We start from the raw sequence: 22,239 nt of genomic DNA, 5'->3' as shown, positions 1-22,239 counted from the left end.
AACCGCTGGTTCGCCAAGAACCTGCTGGCCGCCCCCGCCTCGCCCAACGAGGAGGCGATCGAGCGGGCCCTGCGGCCCAAGCTGCTCGACGAGTACGTCGGCCAGGCCAAGGTGCGCGAGCAGCTCGAGATCTTCATCGGCGCCGCGCGCAAGCGCAAAGAGGCGCTCGACCATGTGCTGCTGTTCGGCCCGCCGGGCCTGGGCAAGACCACGCTGTCGCACATCATCGCGGCCGAACTGGGCGTCAACCTGCGCCAGACCTCGGGCCCCGTGCTCGAAAAGCCCAAGGACCTGGCGGCGCTGCTGACCAACCTCGAGCCCAACGACGTGCTCTTCATCGACGAGATCCACCGCCTGAGCCCGGTCGTCGAGGAAATCCTGTACCCCGCGCTGGAGGACTACCAGATCGACATCATGATCGGCGAGGGCCCCGCGGCGCGCAGCATCAAGCTCGACCTGCAGCCCTTCACGCTGGTGGGCGCCACCACCCGCGCCGGCATGCTGACCAACCCGCTGCGCGACCGCTTCGGCATCGTGGCGCGGCTGGAGTTCTACACGCCCGAGGAGCTGGCGCTCATCGTGCGCCGCAGCGCGGGCCTGCTCAAGGTCGAGACCGACGCTGCCGGCGGCTTCGAGATCGCGCGCCGTTCGCGCGGCACGCCCCGCATCGCCAACCGCCTGCTGCGCCGCGTGCGCGACTACGCCGAGGTCAAGGGCAACGGCCGCATCACCGAGGACATCGCGCACAAGGCGCTGGCCATGCTCGACGTCGACCCGCAGGGCTTCGACCTCATGGACCGCAAGCTGCTCGAGGCCGTCATCCACCGCTTCGACGGCGGTCCGGTCGGCCTGGACAACGTGGCCGCCAGCATCGGCGAAGAGCGCGACACCATCGAAGACGTGATCGAGCCCTACCTCATCCAGCAGGGCTACCTGCAACGCACGCCGCGCGGGCGAATCGCCACGCTCGCGGCCTACCGCCACCTGGGCGTGGTGCCGCCCTCGGGCCGCGCCGACGGCTCGGACCTGTTCGGCGCCTGAAGAGAATTCCATGCACACCCACGACCTGAGCGCCTGGCAGCACGACCACCACTTCGGCGCCGGCAATGCCGCCGCCGAACGCAGCACCCGCCTCGTGATGTGGATCACCGCCGCCATGATGGTGGTCGAGATCGGCGCCGGCTGGTGGTTCAACTCCATGGCGCTTTTGGCCGACGGCTGGCACATGAGTTCGCACGCGCTGGCCATCGGCCTGAGCGCCTTTGCCTACGCCGCCGCGCGGCGCTACGCCCGCGACCCGCGCTTTGCCTTCGGCACCTGGAAGATCGAGGTGCTCGGCGGCTTCGCGAGCGCGCTGCTGCTGCTCGGCGTCGCCGCGCTCATGGTGGTGGGTTCGCTGGAGCGGCTGTGGTCGCCCGTGGCCATCCACTACCCCGAGGCCATCTCGATCGCGGTGCTGGGCCTGGTGGTGAACCTGGTCTGCGCGCGGCTGCTGGGGCATTCGCACGATCACCATGGCCATGGCCATGGGCACGACCACGGTCATGACCACCACGGTCACGACCACGCACACGGCCACGACCTCAACCTGCGCTCCGCCTACCTGCACGTGGTGGCCGACGCCGCCACCTCGGTGCTCGCCATCGCGGCGCTGCTGGGCGGCTGGTTCTACGGCTGGTCCTGGCTCGACCCGGCCATGGGCATCGTCGGCGCCGTGCTCGTCGCCGTCTGGGCCAAGGGCCTGCTGAAGGAAACCGGCAAGGTCCTGCTCGACCGCGAGATGGACCACCCCGTCACCGCCGAAATCCGCGAAGGCGTCGAGACCCTGCTGGCCGATTCCGAAACCCGCGTGGCCGACCTGCACGTCTGGCGCGTCGGCCGCGATGCGTACGCCTGCGCGCTCACGGTGGTGACGCATTCGGCCACGCTCACGGCCGACCAGGTGCGGGCGTGCTTTTCGATGCATGAGGAGATCCGGCATTCGACGGTCGAAATCCAGCGCTGCGTGGACTGAGACGCCTGTCGAACGAAGGCTGGAATCCGTGACCCTCGATGCGTCCCCGGAAGCCGTGGTGCAGCGCCAGCTGGCCGCCTACAACGCCAGAGACCTCGAGGCGTGGCTCGCCACCTATGCCGAGGACGCCAAACAATTCGAACTGGCAGGCAAGCTGCTGGCGGCCGGCCACGCCGAGTTGCGCGCCCGAACCGCGATTCGCTTTGCCGAGCCTGACCTTCATGCACGCCTGTTGCAGCGCTCGGTCATGGGGCATGTCGTTGTCGATCACGAGGTGGTGACGCGCAACTTCCCGGAGGGGATCGGCACCGTGGAGATGGTGTGCGTCTACGTGGTCCGCCAGGGCCTCATCCACACGGCATCGTTCGAGATCGGCCCGCCGACGATGGGGCGCCCGGCCGACTAGCAGGCCGGGCTGTGCCTTCAGAAGCAAGTCAGGCCGTCGGCCGCCGGACGTGCCGCACGATCAGCATTTGCGCCGTGTAGTACGTCGCCAGCACCCACAGCGACGCCAGCGGCAGCGGCGACACGAACCGGTTGATCGCCAGCAGCGCGTCGCTCAGCATGAAGAAGCAGGCGCCCAACGCCACCCACAGCGCGGCCGGGTCGCTTGAACGCAACACCGCCGCGCGCCCGATGGCCTGGGCCGCCATGCAGGCGATCACCACCACATAGAACCCGACCGGGATGCGCAGCGCCACCGGCAGGCCGCCCTGCCACAGGAAGGCGTACATGCCCGCGCCGATCAGCACGGTGGCTGCCAGCGCGCGCGGGCGCGGGAACAGCCCGACGCCGATGCGGAACAGCGCGATGTACGCCAGGTGCGCGAGCAGGAAGCACACGAGCCCGGGCACGAAGAAGTTGGCCGGCCCCATCAGCAGCACGTCGCCCGCGAGCGAGAAGACCAGGCCAGTCAACAGCAGCACATCGAAGCGCGTGAGGCCGCCGGGCTGGCGTTGCGCGCGGCGGGCCGCGAAGGCGATGGCGATGGCCAGCGCCAATGGCTTGAAGAGGAAGTGCAGCCAGCCGATGCCCAAGGCCGCGCTCGCCGTGGCCAGCGCGGCGGCCTCGACCAGCAGCACCTCGGTGACCGACAGCCGCCCCTGCAGCACCGCGCCCACGGCCCACAGCCCGGCCGTCAGCGCGGCCAGCCAGACGGCGGCCTGCGGCAGCGGCACGGCGTCGGAGTACCACAGGAACACCGTCACGCCGGCCAGCAGCGCGAGGAACTGCAGGCCCGCGAACCACTGCACGCCGCGGCTCACCACGGGCTCGTAGCGCGTGACCTTCGCGATGTCGAAAGCAGGCTTCGGGTAGCGCGCCGCCACGTCGGCCGGGCGCCAGCCGGGCGGCTTGAACCACACGCGCAGCTTGTCGGACCAGCGGCGCGCATGCCATGAATCTTTCGCGAGCGCCCAGTAGACCTCGGCGTTGGCCCACAGCGGGTCCCAGCTTTTCAGCTCGCCGCGCGTGCCGTACACGCAGCGCTCGTCCTCCTCGCGAAAGGTGCCGAAGAGGCGGTCCCACACGATCAGCACGCCGCCGTAGTTGCGGTCCAGATACGTGTCGTTCACCGCGTGGTGCACGCGGTGGTTCGAGGGCGAGCAGAACCAGCGGTCGAACCAGCCGAGCTTGCCGACCTGTTCGGTGTGGACCCAGAACTGGTAGAGCAGGTCGATGAGCGCCACCACGACGAACACCAGCGGCGGAACGCCGGCCACGGCCATCGGCAGGTAGAAGAGCCAGCCCAGCAGCGCGCCGCTCGAGGTCTGGCGCAGCGCGGTCGACAGGTTGTAGTGCTGGCTCTGGTGGTGCACCACGTGCGCGGCCCACAGTACGGCCGACTCGTGGCCCATGCGGTGCAGCCAGTAGTAGCAGAAGTCGTAGAACACCAGCGCCAGCAGCCAGCCGTACCAGGTGGTCCAGAACTCGCGCGCCGCCTCTTGCGGAAAGAGCGCCACGGCCGAGTACACGGCGGTGTAGATGCCGACGCGCAAGAGCCCCATGAGCACCGCGCTGATCTGGCTCAGCATGCCCAGCCCGATGCTGTTCACGGCGTCGGCCAGGCGGTAGGTGTCCTGCCCGGTGCCGCGCCGGGCGCGCGCGCGGCCGACCGCGAACTCGATCGCGATCAGCAAAAAGAACACGGGGGACACGAGAACGATGATCTGGCCAGAGCGCATCGTCCGATTGTGGCGTTGCCCCGGTGCCACGCGTCACCGGGATGTCACGGAGTCGCCATCGCGCGGTCACGCGCGGCTGCGAACCTGCCGGACCATGCAACGCGACGACGCTTTCCTTCGCGCCTGGCGCGACACCGCGATCCAGCCTCCCGAGCCGGAGGACGACGATGCGGCGCGTCCGGCGCTGCGCTATCGCACCCTCTGGATCTCCGACCTGCACCTGGGCACGCCCGGCTGCCAGGCGCGGGCGCTGCTCGACTTCCTCAAGCACACCGAGTGCGAGACGCTGTTCCTGGTCGGCGACATCATCGACGGCTGGCAGCTCAAGCGCCACTGGTACTGGCCGCAGGCGCACAACGACGTGATCCAGAAGCTGCTGCGCAAGGCGCGCAAGGGCACGCGCGTGATCTTCATCCCGGGCAACCACGACGAGTTCGCCCGCAAGTACCTGAACCACAACTTCGGCGGCATCGACGTGGCCGACGAGTGGATTCATGAGACGGCCGACGGCCGCAAGCTGTGGATCATCCACGGCGACCTGTTCGACGGCGTGATCCAGTGCGCCAAGTGGCTGGCCTACGTGGGCGACTCGCTCTACGAGTTCACGCTCAAGCTGAATCGCCACCTCAACTCGCTGCGCGCGCGCATGGGGCTGCCGTACTGGTCGCTCTCGAAGTACCTCAAGGGCAAGGTCAAGCGCGCCGTGAGCTACGTGGGCGACTTCGAGAACGCCGTGGCCCGCGAGGCCCGCAACCGCGGCGCGCAGGGCGTGGTGTGCGGCCACATCCACCACGCCGAGATGCGCGACATCGACGGCATCCTGTACTGCAACGACGGCGACTGGGTGGAAAGCCTCACCGCGCTGGCCGAGCATGCCGACGGCACGCTCGAGATCATCGACTGGGCGCAGCACATGCCCGTCGGGACGCAAGCGGTGCCGGCACGCGAAGCGGTCGCGGCCTGAACGTCCGGCCCTGCACGGGCCCCGACGCAAGAACTGAAGAAAAAAGCGCTCACCGCCGCGGTGGGGCGCCCACGTTCGTCCGATCCGACGATGCCGCGCCGGCCCGCGCGCCGCACACTTGCCGGGTGTGAACCCTGTGAGACAACACCATGGCCTGGACCCTCAGCGCGGCGGAGACCGCGTTTCGCGACGAGGTTCGCGACTTTCTCGCGCGCGAGCTGACGCCTGAGTTGCGCGCCGCAGGGCGCCGCTGCTCCGGCATCTTCACCGACTACGCCGACGGCAACCGCTGGCACCGCGTGCTGGCCCGGCGCGGCTGGAGCGTGCCGCACTGGCCGGTGGAGCACGGCGGCACCGGCTGGACGCCGATGCAGCACTACCTCTTCGCGAGCGAGCTGGCCGCGGCCGACGCGCCGCCGCGCGCGCCCATGGGGCCCGGCATGGTGGCGCCGGTGATCATCGCCTTCGGCACCGAGGCGCAGAAGCAGGCCTGGCTGCCCGGCATCCGTTCGGGCGAAGATTATTGGTGCCAGGGCTACTCCGAGCCGCAGTCGGGCTCCGACCTGGCCTCGCTGCAATGCAAGGCGGTGCGTGACGGCGACGACTACGTCATCAACGGCACCAAGATCTGGACCACCCACGCGCAGTACGCCAACCGCATGTTCTGCCTTGTGCGCACGGCCTCGGGCGGCAAGGCGCAGCAGGGCATCAGCTTCCTGTGCTTCGACATCCCCCAGGCCGGCCTGACCATCCGTCCGATCATCAGCATCTCGGGCGACCACGAGCTCAACCAGGTGTTCTTCGACGACGTGCGCGTGCCCGCCAGCGGCCTCATCGGCGAGGAGAACCAGGGCTGGACGGTGGCCAAGTACCTGCTGCAGCACGAGCGCGGCGGGGCCTGGGCGCCGATGCTGCGCGCGCGCCTGCGCCGGCTGCGCGCCGCGGCCGACAGCGCCTTCGCGACTGCAGGCGAGTCCGCCGCCGACGAGGCGCGCGAAATGGCACTGCGCCTGGCCGAGATGGACTGCGCCATCGATGCGGTCGAGGCCACCGAGTTGCAGTCGCTGCGCGCCCAGGCACGCGGCGAGCCGCACGGCATCCGGCCCTCGATGGGCAAGGTGATGGGCTCCGAGCTGCGCCAGCGCCTGACCGAACTCGGCGTGGAGATTGCCGCGCACTACGCGGCGGCCGACCTGCCGTTGGACGACAGCCTGCAGGGCGCGCTGGCCGTGCCCGAGGAGGCGGTGTTCTCGACGTCGGCCTACCTCAACGACCGCGCCGCGTCGATCTACGCCGGCTCCAACGAAGTGCAGCGCAACATCATCGCGGCCCAGTTGCTGCAATCCCGCTGAGGCCCGCCTGCCATGACCACCCTCACCGACCAAGACGACACTCTTGCGATGCTGCGCGACAGCCTCGCGCGCTACCTCGACGACCAGCACGGCTTCGAGCAGCGACTTCATGCGCTGGCCGCCGCCGACGATGCGCCGCCGCCGTTCTGGCAAGGCCTGGCAAGTGACCTGGGTCTGCTGGGCGCGGCCCTGCCCGAATCGCAGGGCGGGCTGGGTCTCGGCCTGGCCGCGCACCTCGCGCTGCTGCCCACGCTGGGGGGCGCGCTCGCGGCCGAGCCGTATCTTTCGACGCTGGTGATCGGCGCCGGCCTGCTGCAGCGCCAACCGGGCGCGATGTCCGATGCGCTGCTCGCGCGCGTTGTCGCGGGGCAGGCCGTGTTGGCCTTCGCGCACGACGAGTCGCACAGCCGCCATGCACGCGACGACGTGCGCACGACCCTCGTGCGCGAGGCCGACGGCCGGCTGCGGCTCGACGGCCGCAAGGCCGTGGTGCAGGCCGCGCCGTGGGCCAGCCATGTCATCGTCACGGCGCGCAGCGACAAGGGCTTGTCGTTGCTGGTCGTGCCCAAGAACGCGCCCGGCGTGCAGCTGCGCGCCTACCGCACACGCGACGGCGGCCGCGCGGCCGACATCGCCTTCGACGCGGTGCGCCTGAACGCCGATGCCTTGCTCGGCGAGGAAGGCGCAGCGCTGCCGCAGATCGAACAGGCGCTCGACGAAGCCACGCTCGCGGTCTGCGCCGAGTCCATCGGCATCCTGCGCCGGCTGATGCGCGACACGCTCGACTACGTGCGCCAGCGCAAGCAGTTCGGCGTGCCGATCTCCAGCTTCCAGGTGCTGCAGCACCGGCTCGCCGACATGCACATGGCACTCGAACAGGCCGACGCGCTCACCGCCAGCGTGGGCGAGGCACTGGCCGCGGGGGCCGACGCAGCGTCGCGCGCCCGCGCCGTGTCCTCCGCCAAGGTCGCGGTCGCCAAGGCCTGCCGCGCCGTGGGGCAGGGCGCGGTGCAGCTGCACGGTGGCATGGGCATGACGGAAGAACTCGCCGTCGGCCACTACGTGCGCCGCGCCACCCTCATCGAAGGCCAGTTCGGCCCGCCCGCGTGGCACCTGCGCCGCGTGGCACAGCTTCAGCAACAGCAACAACTCTCAGAGCAGCAGTAAACCCATGACAGCACTGGACGACCGCACGCCGGTCATCGTCGGCGTCGGCGAGATCACGCACCGCACCAAGGAGGCCGCCGAAGGCCTGGAACCCATCGAGCTGATGGCGCGCGCCATGCGCGCCGCCGCACAGGACAGCGGCGCCGCCGCGCTGCTGGCCGGCCTCGACTCGCTCGACGTCGTCTGCGAGTACTCGTGGCCCTACACCGACGCGCCCGCGCTGCTCAATGCGCGACTGGGCTGCAGCCCGGCGCGCAGCGTCTACGGCGTCACCGGGGGCGAATCGCCGGTGCGCTACATCCACGAGGCCGCGCTGCGCATCGCGCGCGGCGAGAGCAAGGTGGCGGCCATCACGGGCGCCGAGGCGCGCTACACGGTCGACGCCGCCGCCAAGCTCGGCATCCCGCTCGACTGGACCCCGCGCGACGACAGCGTGAAGCTGGTGCGCGGCACCGACATCTGCCACCCCGTGGCGATCCAGCTCGGCGCGGCCATGCCGACCACCATCTACCCCTTCTACGAGAACGCCGCGCTCGCCCACTGGGGCCAGACGCCGCGCCAGGCGCAGGACGAGTCGTCGCGCCTGTGGGCGCGCTACTCCGAGGTGGCCGCCGCCAACCCCTATGCCTGGCTGCGCAAGCCCTTCACGCCCGAGGACATCGCGCGCGTCGACGCGGCCAACCGCCTCATCGCCTGGCCCTACACCAAGCACATGGTGGCCAACCCGCTGGTCAACATGGGCGCGGCCGTGCTGCTCACCAGCGTGGGCCATGCGCGCGAACTCGGCATTCCCGAAGACCGCTGGGTCTACGTGTGGGACGGCGCCGCCGCGCGCGAACCGCGCGACTACCTGCAGCGCGACCAGTACCACCGCTCGCACGCGCAGGACCTGGTGATGGAAACCGTGCTCGCGCAGGTCGGCGGCGACGCCTCGGCCTTCGAGATGCTGGAGCTGTACAGCTGCTTCCCCATCGTGCCCAAGATGGCGCGCCGCACGCTGGGCCTGGCGCCCGAGGCGCGCATGACCTCCACCGGCGGCCTGAGCTTCTTCGGCGCGCCGCTCAACGACTACATGACGCACGCCGCCGCCGGCCTGGTGCGCGCACTGCGCGCCGCGCCGAAGGGCAAGGCCGCGCTGCTCTACGGACAGGGCGAGTACGTCACCAAGCACCACGCGCTGGTGCTGGGCTCCAGCCCGCCGCCGCAGGGGCTTCCGAAGCCCGACTACGACGTGCAGGCCGCCGCCGATGCGCGGCGCGGGCCGGTGCCGCCGCTGGTGCTGCAGTACGCGGGCGCCGCCACGCTGGAGACCTTCACCGTGGTCTACGGCCGCGACGGCCAGCCCTCGCAGGGCATCGTGATCGCGCGCACGCCGGCCGGCGAACGGCTCATGGCGCGCGTCGAAGCCACGGACACGGCTTCGCTGAAGGTGCTGACCGACCTCGACCGCAGCCCCGTCGGTTGCAGTGGCACCGTGACGGCCGGTGCGGACGATCTCTTGAACTGGAGCGTGTCATGAGCGCCGTGACTGTCGAACGTTTGCCTGGCCACGTCGCCCTCGTCACCATCGACCGCCCCGAGGCGCGCAACGCCGTCAACGGCGACGTGGCGTCGGGGCTCGAAGCCGCCGTCGATGCCACCGAGGCCGACGACGACATCCGCGCCGTGGTGCTCACCGGCGCCGGCCGCGAGGCCTTCTGCGCGGGCGCCGATCTGAAGGAGGTGTCGGCCGGGCGCGGCAGCGCGTTGCGCACCGAGCGCGGCGGCTTCGCGGGCTTCGTGTACCGCGAGCGCAGCAAGCCGTGGATCGCCGCCGTCAACGGCAAGGCGCTGGCCGGCGGCACCGAGCTCGTGCTGGCCTGCGACCTCGTCGTGGCCGTGCGGCAGGCCGCCTTCGGCCTGCCCGAGGTGCTGCGCGGGCTGATCGCCGCGGCGGGCGGGCTGTACCGGCTGCCGCGCGCCATTCCGCCGAACATCGCGCTCGAGCTGATCCTCACGGCCGGCCAGCTCGATGCCGAGCGCGCGCACGGCTTCGGCCTGGTCAACCGCCTCGTGGATGACGTCGAGGGGCTGCGCGAAGCCGCGCTGGCGCTGGCCGCCGAGATCGCGCGCAACGCCCCGGTGGCGGTGCGCCAGAGCCTGCGCGTGGCGCGCGAAGCGAACAGCGGGCTCGACGAGGCCGCGCTGCGCGCCCTCACGCGCGACGCCTTCGAACGCGTGGCCGCGAGCGAAGACTTCAAGGAAGGCCCGCGCGCCTTCATCGAGAAACGCGCGCCGCGCTGGACCGGGCGCTGAACCCCAAGAAAGAGACAGCCATGCCCGACAGCGAAGCAGACGACGACATCCTCATCGACCGCAGCCGCGCAGGCATCGCGCTGCTCACGCTGAACCGCCCGGCGCGCCTGAACGCACTGAGCCAGCCCACCGTGCGGCGCCTGTGCGCCGCGCTCGACGCACTGGCGCAGGACGACAGCGTGCGCGTGCTGGTGCTCATCGGCGCGGGGCGCGGCTTCTGCGCCGGCTGGGACCTCACGACGCCGCTCACGCGCCGCGACAACCAGCCGCTCGACGGCGAGCCCTCGGTGGCCGACCTGATGGCGGGGCAGGAGCTGTTCGCCGGCATGGTGCGGCGGCTGCGCGCGCTCGACAAGGTGGTGATCGCCGCCGTCAACGGCGTGGCCGTGGGTGCGGGCTTTGCGCTCACGCTGGGCGCCGACATCCGCGTGGCCGCACGCTCGGCGTCGTTCCACGTGGGCGCGGTGCGCATCGGCCTCACGGCCGGCGAGTGCGGCATCAGCTACCACCTGCCGCGGCTGGTGGGCGCCTCGCGCGCCTTCGAGCTCATGCTCACGGGTCGCCCCGTGCCGGCCGACGAGGCCGAGCGCATCGGCCTGGTCGCCGCGCTGGTCGACGACGAGGCCTTGCTGCCGCGCGCACTCGCCATGGCCGCCGACGTGCTGCGCAACAGCCCTTATGCCATGCGCCACACCAAGCAGCTCATGTGGGCCAACCTCGAAGCCCCGAGCCTCGATGCCGCGCTCGAGGTGGAGAACCGCGCCCAGGTGCTGGCGCTCAAGACAGAGGATTTCCGCGAGGCCGCCGCCGCCTTCGCGGCCAAGCGCGCGCCCGTCTTCACGGGCCGTTGAACCGTCCTGCCTCGCTTTCGTCGCTTCCGACGATGCGACGGCGGCGCCCCCGCGCCAAGATGCCTTCACACAACAGGCCGCCGGGTGCGCGCCAGAGGAGACACACATGGCAGGACCCCTGAAAGGACTTCGGGTCGTCGAGATGGCCGGCATCGGCCCCGGCCCCTTTTGCGCGATGCTGTTCGCCGACATGGGCGCGGAGGTGCTGCGCATCGCGCGCCCCGGCACGCGGCGCGACCCCCACGACATCCTGGCGCGCGGGCGCAGCACCTGGGAGGTCGACCTGCGCGCCCCCGACGACGCCGCGCCGGTGCTCGACGCCATCGCGCGCGCCGACATCCTCATCGAGGGCTTCCGCCCCGGCGTGATGGAACGCCTGGGCCTGGGCCCGTCCGAATGCCACGCGCGCAACCCGCGCCTGGTCTACGGCCGCATGACCGGCTGGGGCCAGCACGGCCCGCTGGCGCACGCGGCCGGCCACGACATCAACTACATCGCCATCAGCGGCGCGCTGCACGCCATCGGCCGCTCGGGCGAGGCGCCCGTGCCGCCGCTGAACTACGTGGGCGACTTCGGCGGCGGCGCCATGCTGCTGGCTTTCGGCTTGCTGGCCGCGCTGCACGAGGTCAAGGCCTCGGGCCAGGGCCAGGTGGTCGACGCCGCCATGACCGACGGCGCCGCCCTGCTGTCGGCCATGATGTACGGCTTCAAGTCGGCCGGCCAGTGGAGCAACCAGCGCGGCGAGAACCTGCTCGACGGCGGCGCTCACTTCTACGACACCTACGCCTGCGCTGACGGCAAGTACGTGGCCATCGGTTCCATCGAGCCGCAGTTCTACGCGCTGCTGCGCGAGCGCTGCGGCCTGGTCGACGACCCCGCCTTCGACGCCCAGATGGACGCCGACCGCTGGCCGCTGCTCAAGCTGCGCCTGGCCGACGTGTTCCGCACCCGCACGCGCGACGAGTGGTGCGTGCTGCTCGAAGGCAGCGACGCCTGCTTCGCCCCCGTGCTCGACTGGGACGAGGCGCCGCAGCACCCGCACAACGTGGCGCGCGGCACCTTCGCCACCGTGGGCGGCGTGGTGCAGCCCGCGCCCGCGCCGCGCTTCAGCCGCACCGCGCCGGTCGTGCCGCCGGCCGTGTCGCCCGACGACGGGCCCGCGCTGCTCAAGCGCTGGGGCGCGGCAGCGCCCGTGGCCGAAGCCCGCTGACGTCCCTCGTTTTCCGGGCATGCGCGTTCGCGCATGCATGGCATTTCCGCACCGCACCGACAGGAGCCTTGTCCATGCCCACCACGCCACCGCCGCTGTACCTCACGCAGGCCCTGCACCGCGCCATGCAGTGCAGCCCGCGCGCCGTCGCCACCGTGTTCCAGAGCCGCACGCGCACGTACGGCGAACTCGGCGAGCGCGTCGCGCGCCTGGCGGGCGGGCTGCGCCGCCTGGGCGTGCAGCCCGGCGACCGCGTGGGCGTGCTCGCGCTCAACGCCGACCGCACGCTGGAGTACTACCTGGCCGTGTGGTGGGCCGGCGGCGTGGTCAACCCGGTCAACACACGCTGGAGCGTGGCCGAGATGGCGCACTCGCTCGACGACTGCGCGACGCACATCCTGTTCGTGGACGACCAGTTCCTGGCGACGGCGGACGCGCTGCGCGCTGCCGCACGCGCCGTCACCACCTGGGTCTACATGGGCGAGCGCCAGGCGCCCACGGGCATGACGGAATACGAAGCGCTGGTCCGCGAGAGCGAGCCCGTGCCCGACGCGCTGCGCGGCGGCGACGACCTGGCCGGCGTGTTCTACACCGGCGGCACCACCGGCCGGCCCAAGGGCGTGATGCTCAGCCACGCGGCGCTGGTGATCAATGCGCAGGTGTCGATGCTCGGCGCCTTCTTCGACGACAGCGCGCGGCTGCTGCAGGTGGCGCCGCTCTTTCACCTGGCGGGGCTGTCTTTCCTGCTGCGCGGCGTGCTCATGGGCTGCGCGCAGATCATCCTGCCGGGCTTCTCGGTGGACGGCATGCTCGCCGCCATCGAGCGCGACCGCGCCACCAACCTCATGGCCGTGCCCGCCATGCTGCAGATGCTGGTGGACGACCCGCGCACCGCGCAGGCCGACCTGTCGAGCGTGCGCTTCGTGGGCTACGGCGCCTCGCCCATCACCGAGGCGCTGCTGGAGCGCGCCTTCGCCACCTTTCCGCAGGCCGAGTTCGCGCAGGGCTACGGCATGACCGAGCTGTCGGCCGGCGTGAGCTACCTCACGCGCCACTACCACTCGCCCGAAGGCCGCAAGCTCGGCAAGCTGGCCTCGGCCGGGCAGGCGCTCTCGGGCATCGACCTGCGCGTGTGCGACGGCGACGGCCGCGAGGTGCCGCGCGGCACGGTGGGCGAACTCACGGTGCGCAGCCCGTGCGTGATGCAGGGCTACTGGAACCTGCCGGAGCAGACGGCCGCCGCGCTGCGCGACGGCTGGATGCACACCGGCGACGCGGCGCGCATGGACGACGACGGCTTCGTCTTCATCGTCGACCGCTACAAGGACATGATCGTGAGCGGCGGCGAGAACATCTACTGCGCGGAGGTCGAGGGCGCGCTCGCGCGCCACCCCGCCGTGGCCGCCGCCGCCGTCATCGGCGTGCCCGACGAGCGCTGGGGCGAGGCCGTGCATGCGGTGATGGTGCGCAAGCCCGGCACCGACGCGGATGCAGACGCGCTCATCGCCCATTGCCGCGAACTGATCGCCGGCTACAAGTGCCCGCGCAGCGTCGAATTCGTCGACGCGCTGCCGATCTCGGGCGCCGGCAAGGTCATGAAGTACCGCCTGCGCGAGCCGCACTGGGCCGGCCACGCACGCCGGGTTGCCTGACGAAAAAAACCACCAAGGAGACGACACCATGTTCCTCACCCAGCCCCTGCACAAGGGCCGCCGCGAGAAGGCCCGCGAGACCGCCGTGGTCTGCGGCAACCACCGCCTGGACTTCGCGACCCTCACCGACCGCGTGGCGCGCCTGGGCGCCGTGCTGCAGCAGCTCGGCATGGCGCGCGGCGACCGCGTCGGCATGATGAGCCTCAACTCGCACCGCTTCGTCGAGTTCTTCTTCGGCACCTGGTGGGGCGGCGGCGTCATCAACCCGGTGAACATCCGCTGGAACCCGAAGGAGGTCGCCTACTCGTTGGACGACTGCGACACGCGCATCCTGCTGGTGGACGACCTGTTCGCGCCCATGGCCGGCGAGCTGCGCAAGCTCTCGACGTCGCTGCGCACCGTGGTGTACTGCGGCGACGGCCCCGTGCCCGAGGGCATGGTCGGCTACGAGGCGCTGCTGGCCGAGGCCGTGCCCATCGACGACGCCCCGCACAGCGCCGACGAACTCGCTGCCATCATGTACACCGGCGGCACCACCGGCCGGCCCAAGGGCGTGATGCTCACGCACGGCAGCCTCTACATCAACGCGCTGAGCTCGGTGGCCGCGGTGCCGCGCGAGACGCGCAACGCCGCCGTGGTCATCGCCGTGCCCATGTTCCACGTGGCCGGCTGCGGGCTGTCGCTGCAGAGCATCCTGCGGCTGGTGCCGCAGCACGTGGTGCCGATGTTCGACGAGGTGGCGATCCTGCAGGCCATCCAGGCCGCGCGCGCCACCGAGATGTTCCTGGTGCCCACCATGATCAAGCGCGTGATCGAGCACCCGCGCTTTGCCGAGTTCGACCTGTCGAGCCTGCAGATGCTGCTGTACGGCGCCGCGCCCATCGACGTGGCGCTGCTCGAGCAGGCCATGGCCGCGCTGCCCGCCACGAGTTTTTCGCAGGCCTACGGCATGACCGAGTTGTCGCCCACCGTGGCCGTGCTGATGCCGCACTTCCACCTGCCCGGCCCCGACCGCAACCGCTTGCTGCGCGCGGCCGGCACGCCGGTGCCCGTGGCCGAGATCCGCATCGTCGACGGCGAGGACAACGAGGTGCCTCCGGGCCAGGTCGGCGAGATCGTCGCGCGCGGCCCGATGGTCATGAAGGGCTACTGGAACAAGCCCGCCGAGACCGAGGCCGCGCTGCGCGGTGGCTGGATGCACACCGGCGACGGCGGCTACATGGACGAGCACGGCCTGCTGTTCGTGGTCGACCGCATGAAGGACATGATCGTGAGCGGCGGCGAGAACGTGTACTCGGCCGAGGTCGAGAACGCCATCGCCCAGATGCCGCAGGTGCTGATGTCCGCCGTCATCGGCGTGCCCGACGACAGGTGGGGCGAGCGCGTGCATGCGGTGATCGTGCTGCGCGAGGGCATGCCGCTCACGGCCGACGACGTCATCGCCCATTGCCGCGACCAGATCGCCAACTACAAGTGCCCGCGCAGCGTGGAATTCCGCGATGCGCTGCCGCTGTCGGCCGCCGGAAAGCTGCAGAAATTCCAATTGCGCGAACCCTTCTGGGCGGGCAAAGAGCGTCGCGTCGGCTGACCCCATTCCCCTCATTCCAAGACACTGAAGGACACCCCATGCCCATCGATTTCCGCCGCTCGTGGAGCGACGAAGAACTGGAGCTGTACCGCGACAACGTCGTGCGCTTCGTCGAGACCGAAGTCGTGCCGCACGACGAAGAAGCGCGCAAGCGCGGCCACGTTGGCCACGAGGTCTGGCGCAAGGCCGGCGCGCTCGGCCTGCTGTGCTCCGACATCCCCGAGGCCTACGGCGGCGCGGGCGGCGACTTCCGCCACGAGGCCGTGTTCTACGAAGAGAAGGCGCGCCGCGCGCTCAGCGGCATGGCCAGCTCGGTGCACACCATCGTGGCGCACTACTTCCTGAACCACGGCACCGAGGAACAGAAGCAACGCTACCTGCCGCGCATGGCGCGCGGCGAGCTGGTCGGCGCCATCGCCATGACCGAGCCCGGCGCCGGCTCCGACCTGCAGGGCGTGCGCACGCGCGCGGAGAAGCAGCCCGACGGCAGCTACCGCATCCGCGGCTCCAAGACCTTCATCACCAACGGCTTTCTCGCGGGCGTGGTGCTGGTCGTGGCCAAGACCGATCCGACGCAGGGCGCCAAGGGCACCTCGATCCTCATCGTCGAGACCGAGGGCTGCGAGGGCTACCGCGTGGGCCGCGTGCTCGACAAGATCGGCATGAAGGCACAGGACACCTCCGAGCTCTTCTTCGACGACGTGCACGTGCCGGCCGACGCGCTGCTCGGCGGCCAGGAAGGGCAGGGCTTCTTCCAGCTCATGAGCGACCTGCCGTACGAGCGAACCATCATCGGCGTGAACGCGCTGGCCACCATGGAAGGCGCCTACCAGGCCACGCTCGACTACGTGCGCGACCGCAAGGCCTTCGGCAAGCCGATCGCCGAGTTCCAGAACACCAAGTTCAAGCTGGCCGAGATCGCCACGCAGATCAAGGTCGGCCGCGCCTTCATCGACCGCTGCGTGGAAGACCTCGTGGCCGGAAAGCTCGACACCGCCACCGCCTCCATGGCCAAGCTCTGGGCCTCCGAGACGCAGGGCCGCGTGGTCGACGAGTGCCTGCAGCTGTTCGGTGGCTACGGCTTCATGACCGAGTACATGGTCGCGCGCATGTACGCCGACGGGCGCGTGCAGCGCATCTACGGCGGCACCAACGAGATCATGAAAGAAGTGATCTCGCGCGCGCTGTGACGGCCATGAGCGAGGTGCTGCAGATCGAGCGGCGCGGTGAGGTCGCCTGGCTCACGCTGAACCGCCCCGAGCGCCTGAACGCGCTCGACCCGGTGCTGGTGCGCGCGCTGCGCGAGTACTTCGAGGACCTCAGCGCGCGCAGCCCCGAGCGCGTGGTCGTGCTGCAGGGCGCGGGCCGCGCCTTCTGCGCCGGGCTCGACCTGAAGGAACAGGTGGGCGGCGAAGACCTCGGCGTGGCCGACATGCTCGAACAGCAGAAGGGCATCCGCGACATCATGCTCGCCATGCGCCGCTGCCCGCAGCCCATCGTCAGCGTGGTGCAGGGCGCGGCCAGCGGCGGCGGGTTCGCGCTCGCGCTGGCCTCCGACGTGCGCCTGGCCACGCCCGACGCGCGCATGAACGCCGCCTTCATCCGCATCGGCCTGTCGGCCTGCGACGTGGGCGTGAGCTACTTTTTGCCGCGCATGGTCGGCAGCTCGGTCGCGGCCGAGTACATGCTCACCGGCCGCTTCATGGACGCGCAGCGCGCCTACGCACTGGGCCTCGTGAGCCGCGTCGATGCGCTGCCCGCGCTGCAGGCCGAGGCGCAGGCGCTGGCCGACGACATGCTCAACGCGACGCCCGTGGCGCTGCGCCTGACCAAGGAGGCGCTCGGACTTGCCGTGGATGCCGGCAGCATGGAAGCGGTCATCGCCATGGAAGACCGCAACCAGGTGCTGTGCACCCAGACCCGCGATTTCCGCGAAGGCATGACCGCCTTCCTCGAGAAGCGCGCGCCCGTCTACACGGGGCGCTGAGCTTCATCCCGAATTTCAACGGACCGCACACAAGGATTTTCATGACCCTCGACGACCTGATGTTCAAGCCCGGCCTGCTGGCCGGCCGCCGCTACCTCGTGACTGGCGGCGGCAGCGGCCTGGGCCGCGTGATGAGCGAGGCGCTGCTGCTGCTCGGCGCCCACGTCTACATCTGCGGGCGCCGCGCGCCCGTGCTCGAAGAAACCGCGGCCGAGCTGATGCACCTGCACGGCGGGCGCGTGACGCCCAAGACCTGCGACATCCGCCACGACACGCAGATCACCGAGATGCTCGATGAAATCTGGGCCGACGGCGGAGCGCTCGACGGCCTCGTCAACAACGCCGCGGGCAACTTCGTGAGCCGCACCGAAGACCTGTCGCCGCGCGCCTTCGATGCCATCTCGAGCATCGTCTTTCGCGGCAGCTTCTGCATGACGCTCGAATGCGGCAAGCGCTGGCTGGCCGAAGGCAAGGCCGCGTCGGTGCTGTCGATCCTCACCACCTGGGTGTGGAACGGCTCGCCCTTCACCGTGCCCTCGGCCATGTCGAAGGCCGGGCTGCATGCCATGACGCAGTCGCTCGCCGTCGAGTGGGCGGGCCGCGGCATCCGCTTCAACGCCATCGCGCCGGGCCTGTTTCCCACCGAGGGCATGAGCGCGCGCCTGAACCCCGGCGGCGGCGAGCACAAGGCCGAGCGCAACCCGATGGAGCGCAACGGCCGCATGCCCGAGCTGGCCAACCTCGCGGCCTACCTGCTCGGCCCGGGCTCGGAGTACGTCAACGGCCAGACCATCGCCATCGACGGCGCGCAGTTCCAGGCCACGGGCGGGAATTTCTCGCGCATGTCGCAGTGGCAGGACGAGGACTGGAAACGCGCGCGCGAACACATCGCGGGGCGCGACGCGCAGGACAAGCGGCAGCGGCTGGCGGCCTGAAAGCGCCGCAACCTAGGGAAAAACTCCAGCGTCAGGATTCCAAAGTATCGGAACAAGCACCGACGAGATCACAAAGAACGACCCCTCTTTCCAGAATTTAACGACCGTTAACCGGCCCGTGCGCGACGTCTTCACGACGTGGCTTCACTGGCAGGGCGACGGTCTTTTCATTCCATACCAAGACAGAGAGGGTTCGTTCCGTCATGACGAGATCACCGAAGTTCAAGCGCAGGGCCGTGGCCCGCGCCGCCGTGTGCGTGCTGGGTTCGATGCTGGCCACCGCGGCCGGCGCACAGGCCTATCCGGGCGACCCCGGCATGATCGGCGACCCGGCCAGCTGGCGCACGAAGGAGTTCCTGGCCGACTGGGGGCTCGGAGCGATGAAGACCGAGTACGCCTACGCGGCGGGGTTCACGGGCAAGGGCGTGAAGCTGGGCGTGATCGACTCGGGGTTCGATGTGCGCCACACGCGCGAGCTGCCGCTCACGCGCTTCACGGCGCTGGTGACGGCGACGTCCAACGGGGCGTACAGCCAGTTCGCGGCGGATGGAACCGTGCTCAACAGCAACAACGTGGGCAACGGTTTTCATGGCACCCACGTGGCCGGCACCGTGGGCGCCAGCCGGGACGGGCAGGACATCAAGAACAACATGCACGGCGTGGCATTCAATGCCGACGTGGTCGTGGGCAACACCAATGCGCCCGATGCGCTGAGTTCGAGTGCCGGGTTGAGTCCGGACAGCTACCCCCTCGCCACGACCGAGAACTTCCGCAACCTCTACCAGGGCATGCGCGACGCGGGCGTGCGGGTCATCAACAACAGCTGGGGTAATCCGAGCAATCGGAATTTCAGCACACAGAATGCGGTCACCGCCGACTACCTGCAGTACCTGCGCGGGCCGTCCTGGGTCGATGCCGCGATCGACGCCACGAAGCCCCAGGCCGATGGCAAGGAAGGGGTCATCCAGGTGTTCGCCGCCGACAACCAGGGGCAGGCCAATCCGGCGGCGCGCGGGGCGCTGCCGTATTTCAGGCCCGACGTGGAGGGGCACTGGTTGACGGTGACGGGCATACAGACAGACGGAAAGAGCTACCAGCAGCGCGGCAGCCTGAACAAATGCGGCATCGCCAAGTACTGGTGCGTGGCCACCCCGGGTGCCAACATCATGAGCACGGTGTTCGACGGGGCCTATGCGGCCTACAGCGGCACCTCGATGGCGGCGCCGCATGCCACCGGAGCCCTGGGCATCATCATGGAGCGCTTTCCGTACATGACCAACGAGCAGGCGCTGCAGGTGCTGCTCACCACGGCCACCAAGCTCGACGGCTCGCGCCAGGCGGCGCCCGACGCGGTGATCGGCTGGGGCCTCGTCAACCTCGAGAACGCCATGAAGGGGCCGGGCCAGCTGCTCAAGCGCACGGTCATCGACATGCCCGGGGGTACCTCCGACACATGGCGCAACGACATCTCGGAAACGGGGCTGATCCAGCGCAAGCAGGAAGAAGCCGCCGAGATCGTGCGCCTGGGTGCGCTCGTGAAGGGGCCGGTGGCCCTGGACTCCTTCAAACCTCTGGGCGAGGAGGCCATTGCATTACTCAATGCATTGCGCGCCGCCATGCTTTCCGGCGGTGACTACGCTGATGCCCTGGCGGCCGCGAAGGCGAATGCGCTTGCGAAATCCAGCGCCGAGGTGTTCGAACTAATGCGCAATCTCTTTGGGCCGGGAAGTCCCCAGTGGGGCGATCTTCCGTTGGCCTTGAGCATCCCGGTGGAGGAAATCATGACGGCTGTCGAGGACAAGGCGAGGACGGTCAACGTCGACTGGGACCGCCTGACCCACCTGCGCAGCAAGACCGACGAAGACTACCGCGGCAGCCTCGTGAAGGCCGGCGCCGGGCGGCTGGTGCTCACGGGCACCAACACCTACTCGGGCGACACGCACGTCCAGGCCGGCGAGCTCGCGCTGGGCGAGGGCGGCACCACCGGTTCCATCACCAGCCATGTGGCCATCGACGCGGGCGCCAGCTTCGCCATCGACCGAAGCGATGCCTACGACTTCACCTACAACATCACCGGCGCGGGCGACCTGCGCACCACGGGCGGCACGACCGGCGAAGGCGTCACCACCTTGAGCGGCGCCAACAGCTACAGCGGCGCGACCTGGGTCCAGGGCGGCACGCTGCGCGCGGGCTCGGCCACCAGCCTGTCGAACGCCAGTGCGTTCACGGTGGCCGGCAAGGCCAGGCTCGACCTCAACGGCTTCGACGCGACCATCGGCTCGCTGGCCGGCGCGGGCGATGTGGCCGTGGGCACCGGCACGCTGACCACCGGCGGCAACGACCGTTCGACGCAGTTCGCGGGCCGCTTCAGCGGCAGCGGCGGCCTCGTGAAGGCGGGCGCGGGCAGCTTCGAGCTCACTGGCGACTCGGGCGCCTTCACCGGCAAGACCTCGGTGGCGCAGGGCATGCTGTCGGTCAACGGCACGCTGGGCGGCACGATGGCCGTGTTGTCGGGCGGGCGTTTGCAGGGCACCGGCACGGTCGGCAGCACGACCGTCGCCACCGGCGGTGTCGTGGCGCCGGGCAACTCCATCGGCACGCTGCACGTGGCCGGCAATGCACGCTTCGCGCCGGGTGCGACCTTCGAGGCCGAACTGAGCGGCACCGATGCGCAGGCCGACCGGCTCGATGTCAGCGGCCACGCCACGCTCGATGGCGGCACGGTGCGCGTGCTCGGCGGCTACGTTCTCGGTGCGCGCTACACGCTGCTGAACGCCGAGGGCGGCGTGAGCGGCACCTTCGCCGACTTCAGCGTGGCCAAGGACTACCTCTTTCTCTCGCCGAAGCTGGGCTATACCGCGACGCAGGTCTACACCGAAGCCATGCGCAACAGCGTGTCGTTCGCGTCGGTCGCGCAGTCGGGCAACCAGCGCGCGATGGGGGCGAACCTCGATGGCGCGGCCGCATGGAGCCCGGCGCTGGCCGCCGCATTGCAGCTGGAGAGCGTGCCGGCCGCGCGCGCGGCCTTCGACAGCCTGTCGGGCGAAGTGCATGCCTCCGCGAAGACCGCGCTCATCGAGGACAGCCGCTTCGTGCGCGAGGCGGCGCTGGAGCGCCTGCGCGCCTCGGCCGGCACGGCGGGCGCGTCCACGGCGCCGGTCAAGATCAACGACCGCGCCGGCCAGTCGCACATGGCCGCACCGACCACGGGCGAGGCCGTCTTCTGGAGCCAGGCCCTGCACTCGACCGGCCGTGCGCGCGGCGACGGCAACGCCGCACGACTCGATCGTTCGGTCGACGGCCTGCTGATGGGCGGCGACACCCGCGTGGGCGACAACGTGCGCCTGGGCGTGACCGGCGGCTACAGCCGCAGCAAGGTCGACGTGGACGCGCGTTCGTCCTCGGGCGATGCCACCAGCTACCACCTGGGCCTGTATGGCGGCACCACGCTCGGCCCGTGGGCCCTGCGCGCCGGCGCAGCTTATGCGCGGCACGACGTGGACACCACGCGCCAGGCGCGCGTCGCAGGCCTGGCGGATTCGCTCAAGAGCAACCACGACGCATCGACCACGCAGGTCTTCGGCGAAGTGGGCTACAGCCTGGCGGCCGGCGACGTGGCACTGGAGCCCTTCGCGAACCTGGCACACGTCACGCTGCACACCGACGCGTTCTCGGAGCGCGGCACGTGGGCGGCGCTGCAGGCGCGCAGCGGCAGTGCGAACGTCGGGCTGTCGACGCTGGGCCTGCGCGCATCGACCGCGGTGCGCCTGGGCAGCGTCGACGCCACGCTCAAGGGCATGGTCGGCTGGCGCCGCGCCTACGGCGACCTGACGCCGTTCGCCAGCGTCGCGCTGCCGGGCGCCACGGGCTTCTCTGACATTGCGGGCGTCGCGGTGGCGAAGAACGCGGCGGTGCTGCAGCTCGGTCTGGACTTCGCGTTCTCGCCGCGCGCGACCTTCGGCGTGTCGTATGGCGGGCAGTTCGGCGGCAAGGCGCGCGACCAGTCGGTGAAGGCGAATCTGAACGTGTCGTTCTGACGAA

At 70.4% G+C, this 22,239-nt stretch carries 17 protein-coding genes; 16 read left to right on the top strand and 1 reads right to left on the bottom strand.

Annotation, left to right across the window (positions count from 1 at the left end; all coding sequences use genetic code 11):
* Positions 1 to 21 precede the first annotated feature (21 nt).
* From ruvB to AC3WQR_RS18010, 3 genes are read left to right on the top strand one after another with little or no spacing between them, the layout of a single operon-like run.
* Complete coding sequence (gene ruvB, locus AC3WQR_RS18020; protein WP_492743075.1) at positions 22 to 1,041, top strand: Holliday junction branch migration DNA helicase RuvB; 1,020 nt, start codon at positions 22 to 24, stop codon at positions 1,039 to 1,041.
* Between the two features lie 10 nt (positions 1,042 to 1,051).
* Positions 1,052 to 2,014 (top strand): CDF family Co(II)/Ni(II) efflux transporter DmeF, encoded by a 963-nt coding sequence (gene dmeF / locus AC3WQR_RS18015; RefSeq protein ID WP_492743074.1) that lies wholly within the window; start codon positions 1,052 to 1,054, stop codon positions 2,012 to 2,014.
* A gap of 28 nt (positions 2,015 to 2,042) precedes the next feature.
* A complete protein-coding gene (locus AC3WQR_RS18010) occupies positions 2,043 to 2,420 on the top strand; it encodes a nuclear transport factor 2 family protein (RefSeq protein ID WP_492743073.1) in 378 nt (125 codons plus the stop codon).
* Positions 2,421 to 2,448: 28 nt separating this feature from the next.
* On the opposite strand, the gene AC3WQR_RS18005 is transcribed toward AC3WQR_RS18010, so the two are convergent.
* A complete protein-coding gene (locus AC3WQR_RS18005) occupies positions 2,449 to 4,197 on the bottom strand; it encodes a lysoplasmalogenase family protein (RefSeq protein ID WP_492743072.1) in 1,749 nt (582 codons plus the stop codon).
* Between the two features lie 94 nt (positions 4,198 to 4,291).
* Here AC3WQR_RS18005 and AC3WQR_RS18000 point away from each other — a divergent pair, with 94 nt between their 5' ends.
* From AC3WQR_RS18000 to AC3WQR_RS17940, 13 genes are all read left to right on the top strand, one after another.
* Entirely contained in the window at positions 4,292 to 5,161 is an 870-nt protein-coding gene (locus tag AC3WQR_RS18000) for a UDP-2,3-diacylglucosamine diphosphatase (protein ID WP_062482079.1), read from the top strand.
* Between the two features lie 149 nt (positions 5,162 to 5,310).
* A complete protein-coding gene (locus AC3WQR_RS17995; RefSeq protein WP_492743071.1) occupies positions 5,311 to 6,513 on the top strand; it encodes an acyl-CoA dehydrogenase family protein in 1,203 nt (400 codons plus the stop codon).
* A gap of 12 nt (positions 6,514 to 6,525) precedes the next feature.
* Positions 6,526 to 7,680 carry an acyl-CoA dehydrogenase family protein gene (locus AC3WQR_RS17990; protein ID WP_492743070.1) on the top strand — a complete coding sequence of 385 codons (1,155 nt, stop codon included), beginning with the start codon at positions 6,526 to 6,528 and terminating at the stop codon, positions 7,678 to 7,680.
* Positions 7,681 to 7,684: 4 nt separating this feature from the next.
* Positions 7,685 to 9,199, top strand: a complete 1,515-nt coding sequence (locus AC3WQR_RS17985; RefSeq protein ID WP_492743069.1) for an acetyl-CoA acetyltransferase — start codon at positions 7,685 to 7,687, stop codon at positions 9,197 to 9,199.
* The gene (locus AC3WQR_RS17980; protein WP_492743068.1) at positions 9,196 to 9,975 is read left to right on the top strand and encodes an enoyl-CoA hydratase-related protein; all 780 of its coding nucleotides are present in this window, start codon (positions 9,196 to 9,198) and stop codon (positions 9,973 to 9,975) included. The genes AC3WQR_RS17985 and AC3WQR_RS17980 overlap by 4 nt, the downstream gene beginning before the upstream one ends.
* Before the next feature lie 20 nt (positions 9,976 to 9,995).
* A complete protein-coding gene (locus tag AC3WQR_RS17975) occupies positions 9,996 to 10,826 on the top strand; it encodes an enoyl-CoA hydratase/isomerase family protein (protein ID WP_492743067.1) in 831 nt (276 codons plus the stop codon).
* 106 nt (positions 10,827 to 10,932) lie between these two features.
* Positions 10,933 to 12,036, top strand: a complete 1,104-nt coding sequence (locus AC3WQR_RS17970; protein WP_492743066.1) for a CaiB/BaiF CoA transferase family protein — start codon at positions 10,933 to 10,935, stop codon at positions 12,034 to 12,036.
* A gap of 74 nt (positions 12,037 to 12,110) precedes the next feature.
* Positions 12,111 to 13,688, top strand: coding sequence for an acyl-CoA synthetase (locus tag AC3WQR_RS17965; RefSeq protein WP_492743065.1), 1,578 nt, complete (start codon positions 12,111 to 12,113; stop codon positions 13,686 to 13,688).
* A 28-nt stretch (positions 13,689 to 13,716) separates the two neighbouring features.
* Entirely contained in the window at positions 13,717 to 15,276 is a 1,560-nt protein-coding gene (locus AC3WQR_RS17960; protein ID WP_492743064.1) for a long-chain-fatty-acid--CoA ligase, read from the top strand.
* 38 nt (positions 15,277 to 15,314) lie between these two features.
* Entirely contained in the window at positions 15,315 to 16,466 is a 1,152-nt protein-coding gene (locus tag AC3WQR_RS17955) for an acyl-CoA dehydrogenase family protein (protein WP_307638055.1), read from the top strand.
* Between the two features lie 5 nt (positions 16,467 to 16,471).
* A complete protein-coding gene (locus tag AC3WQR_RS17950) occupies positions 16,472 to 17,263 on the top strand; it encodes an enoyl-CoA hydratase/isomerase family protein (RefSeq protein ID WP_492743063.1) in 792 nt (263 codons plus the stop codon).
* Between the two features lie 41 nt (positions 17,264 to 17,304).
* Complete coding sequence (locus tag AC3WQR_RS17945; protein ID WP_095746851.1) at positions 17,305 to 18,198, top strand: SDR family oxidoreductase; 894 nt, start codon at positions 17,305 to 17,307, stop codon at positions 18,196 to 18,198.
* Positions 18,199 to 18,401: 203 nt separating this feature from the next.
* Complete coding sequence (locus AC3WQR_RS17940) at positions 18,402 to 22,235, top strand: autotransporter domain-containing protein (protein ID WP_492743062.1); 3,834 nt, start codon at positions 18,402 to 18,404, stop codon at positions 22,233 to 22,235.
* The last annotated feature ends 4 nt before the right edge of the window (positions 22,236 to 22,239 follow it).

It is taken from the genome of Variovorax sp. FW305-3-2-15-B-LB1, assembly GCF_058787635.1.
This window is presented reverse-complemented; position numbering and strand designations above follow the sequence as displayed.

What these genes read in the sequence shown, in the direction of transcription:
- AC3WQR_RS18005 (WP_492743072.1), bottom strand. Translation starts at nt 4,197, where the DNA reads ATGCGCTCTGGCCAGATCATCGTTCTCGTGTCCCCCGTGTTCTTTTTG.
- AC3WQR_RS17945 (WP_095746851.1), top strand. Translation starts at nt 17,305, where the DNA reads ATGACCCTCGACGACCTGATGTTCAAGCCCGGCCTGCTGGCCGGCCGC.
- dmeF (WP_492743074.1), top strand. Translation starts at nt 1,052, where the DNA reads ATGCACACCCACGACCTGAGCGCCTGGCAGCACGACCACCACTTCGGC.
- AC3WQR_RS17965 (WP_492743065.1), top strand. Translation starts at nt 12,111, where the DNA reads ATGCCCACCACGCCACCGCCGCTGTACCTCACGCAGGCCCTGCACCGC.
- AC3WQR_RS17960 (WP_492743064.1), top strand. Translation starts at nt 13,717, where the DNA reads ATGTTCCTCACCCAGCCCCTGCACAAGGGCCGCCGCGAGAAGGCCCGC.
- AC3WQR_RS17985 (WP_492743069.1), top strand. Translation starts at nt 7,685, where the DNA reads ATGACAGCACTGGACGACCGCACGCCGGTCATCGTCGGCGTCGGCGAG.
- AC3WQR_RS17995 (WP_492743071.1), top strand. Translation starts at nt 5,311, where the DNA reads ATGGCCTGGACCCTCAGCGCGGCGGAGACCGCGTTTCGCGACGAGGTT.
- AC3WQR_RS17970 (WP_492743066.1), top strand. Translation starts at nt 10,933, where the DNA reads ATGGCAGGACCCCTGAAAGGACTTCGGGTCGTCGAGATGGCCGGCATC.
- AC3WQR_RS18000 (WP_062482079.1), top strand. Translation starts at nt 4,292, where the DNA reads ATGCAACGCGACGACGCTTTCCTTCGCGCCTGGCGCGACACCGCGATC.
- AC3WQR_RS17980 (WP_492743068.1), top strand. Translation starts at nt 9,196, where the DNA reads ATGAGCGCCGTGACTGTCGAACGTTTGCCTGGCCACGTCGCCCTCGTC.
- AC3WQR_RS17990 (WP_492743070.1), top strand. Translation starts at nt 6,526, where the DNA reads ATGACCACCCTCACCGACCAAGACGACACTCTTGCGATGCTGCGCGAC.
- AC3WQR_RS17975 (WP_492743067.1), top strand. Translation starts at nt 9,996, where the DNA reads ATGCCCGACAGCGAAGCAGACGACGACATCCTCATCGACCGCAGCCGC.
- AC3WQR_RS17950 (WP_492743063.1), top strand. Translation starts at nt 16,472, where the DNA reads ATGAGCGAGGTGCTGCAGATCGAGCGGCGCGGTGAGGTCGCCTGGCTC.
- AC3WQR_RS17940 (WP_492743062.1), top strand. Translation starts at nt 18,402, where the DNA reads ATGACGAGATCACCGAAGTTCAAGCGCAGGGCCGTGGCCCGCGCCGCC.
- AC3WQR_RS17955 (WP_307638055.1), top strand. Translation starts at nt 15,315, where the DNA reads ATGCCCATCGATTTCCGCCGCTCGTGGAGCGACGAAGAACTGGAGCTG.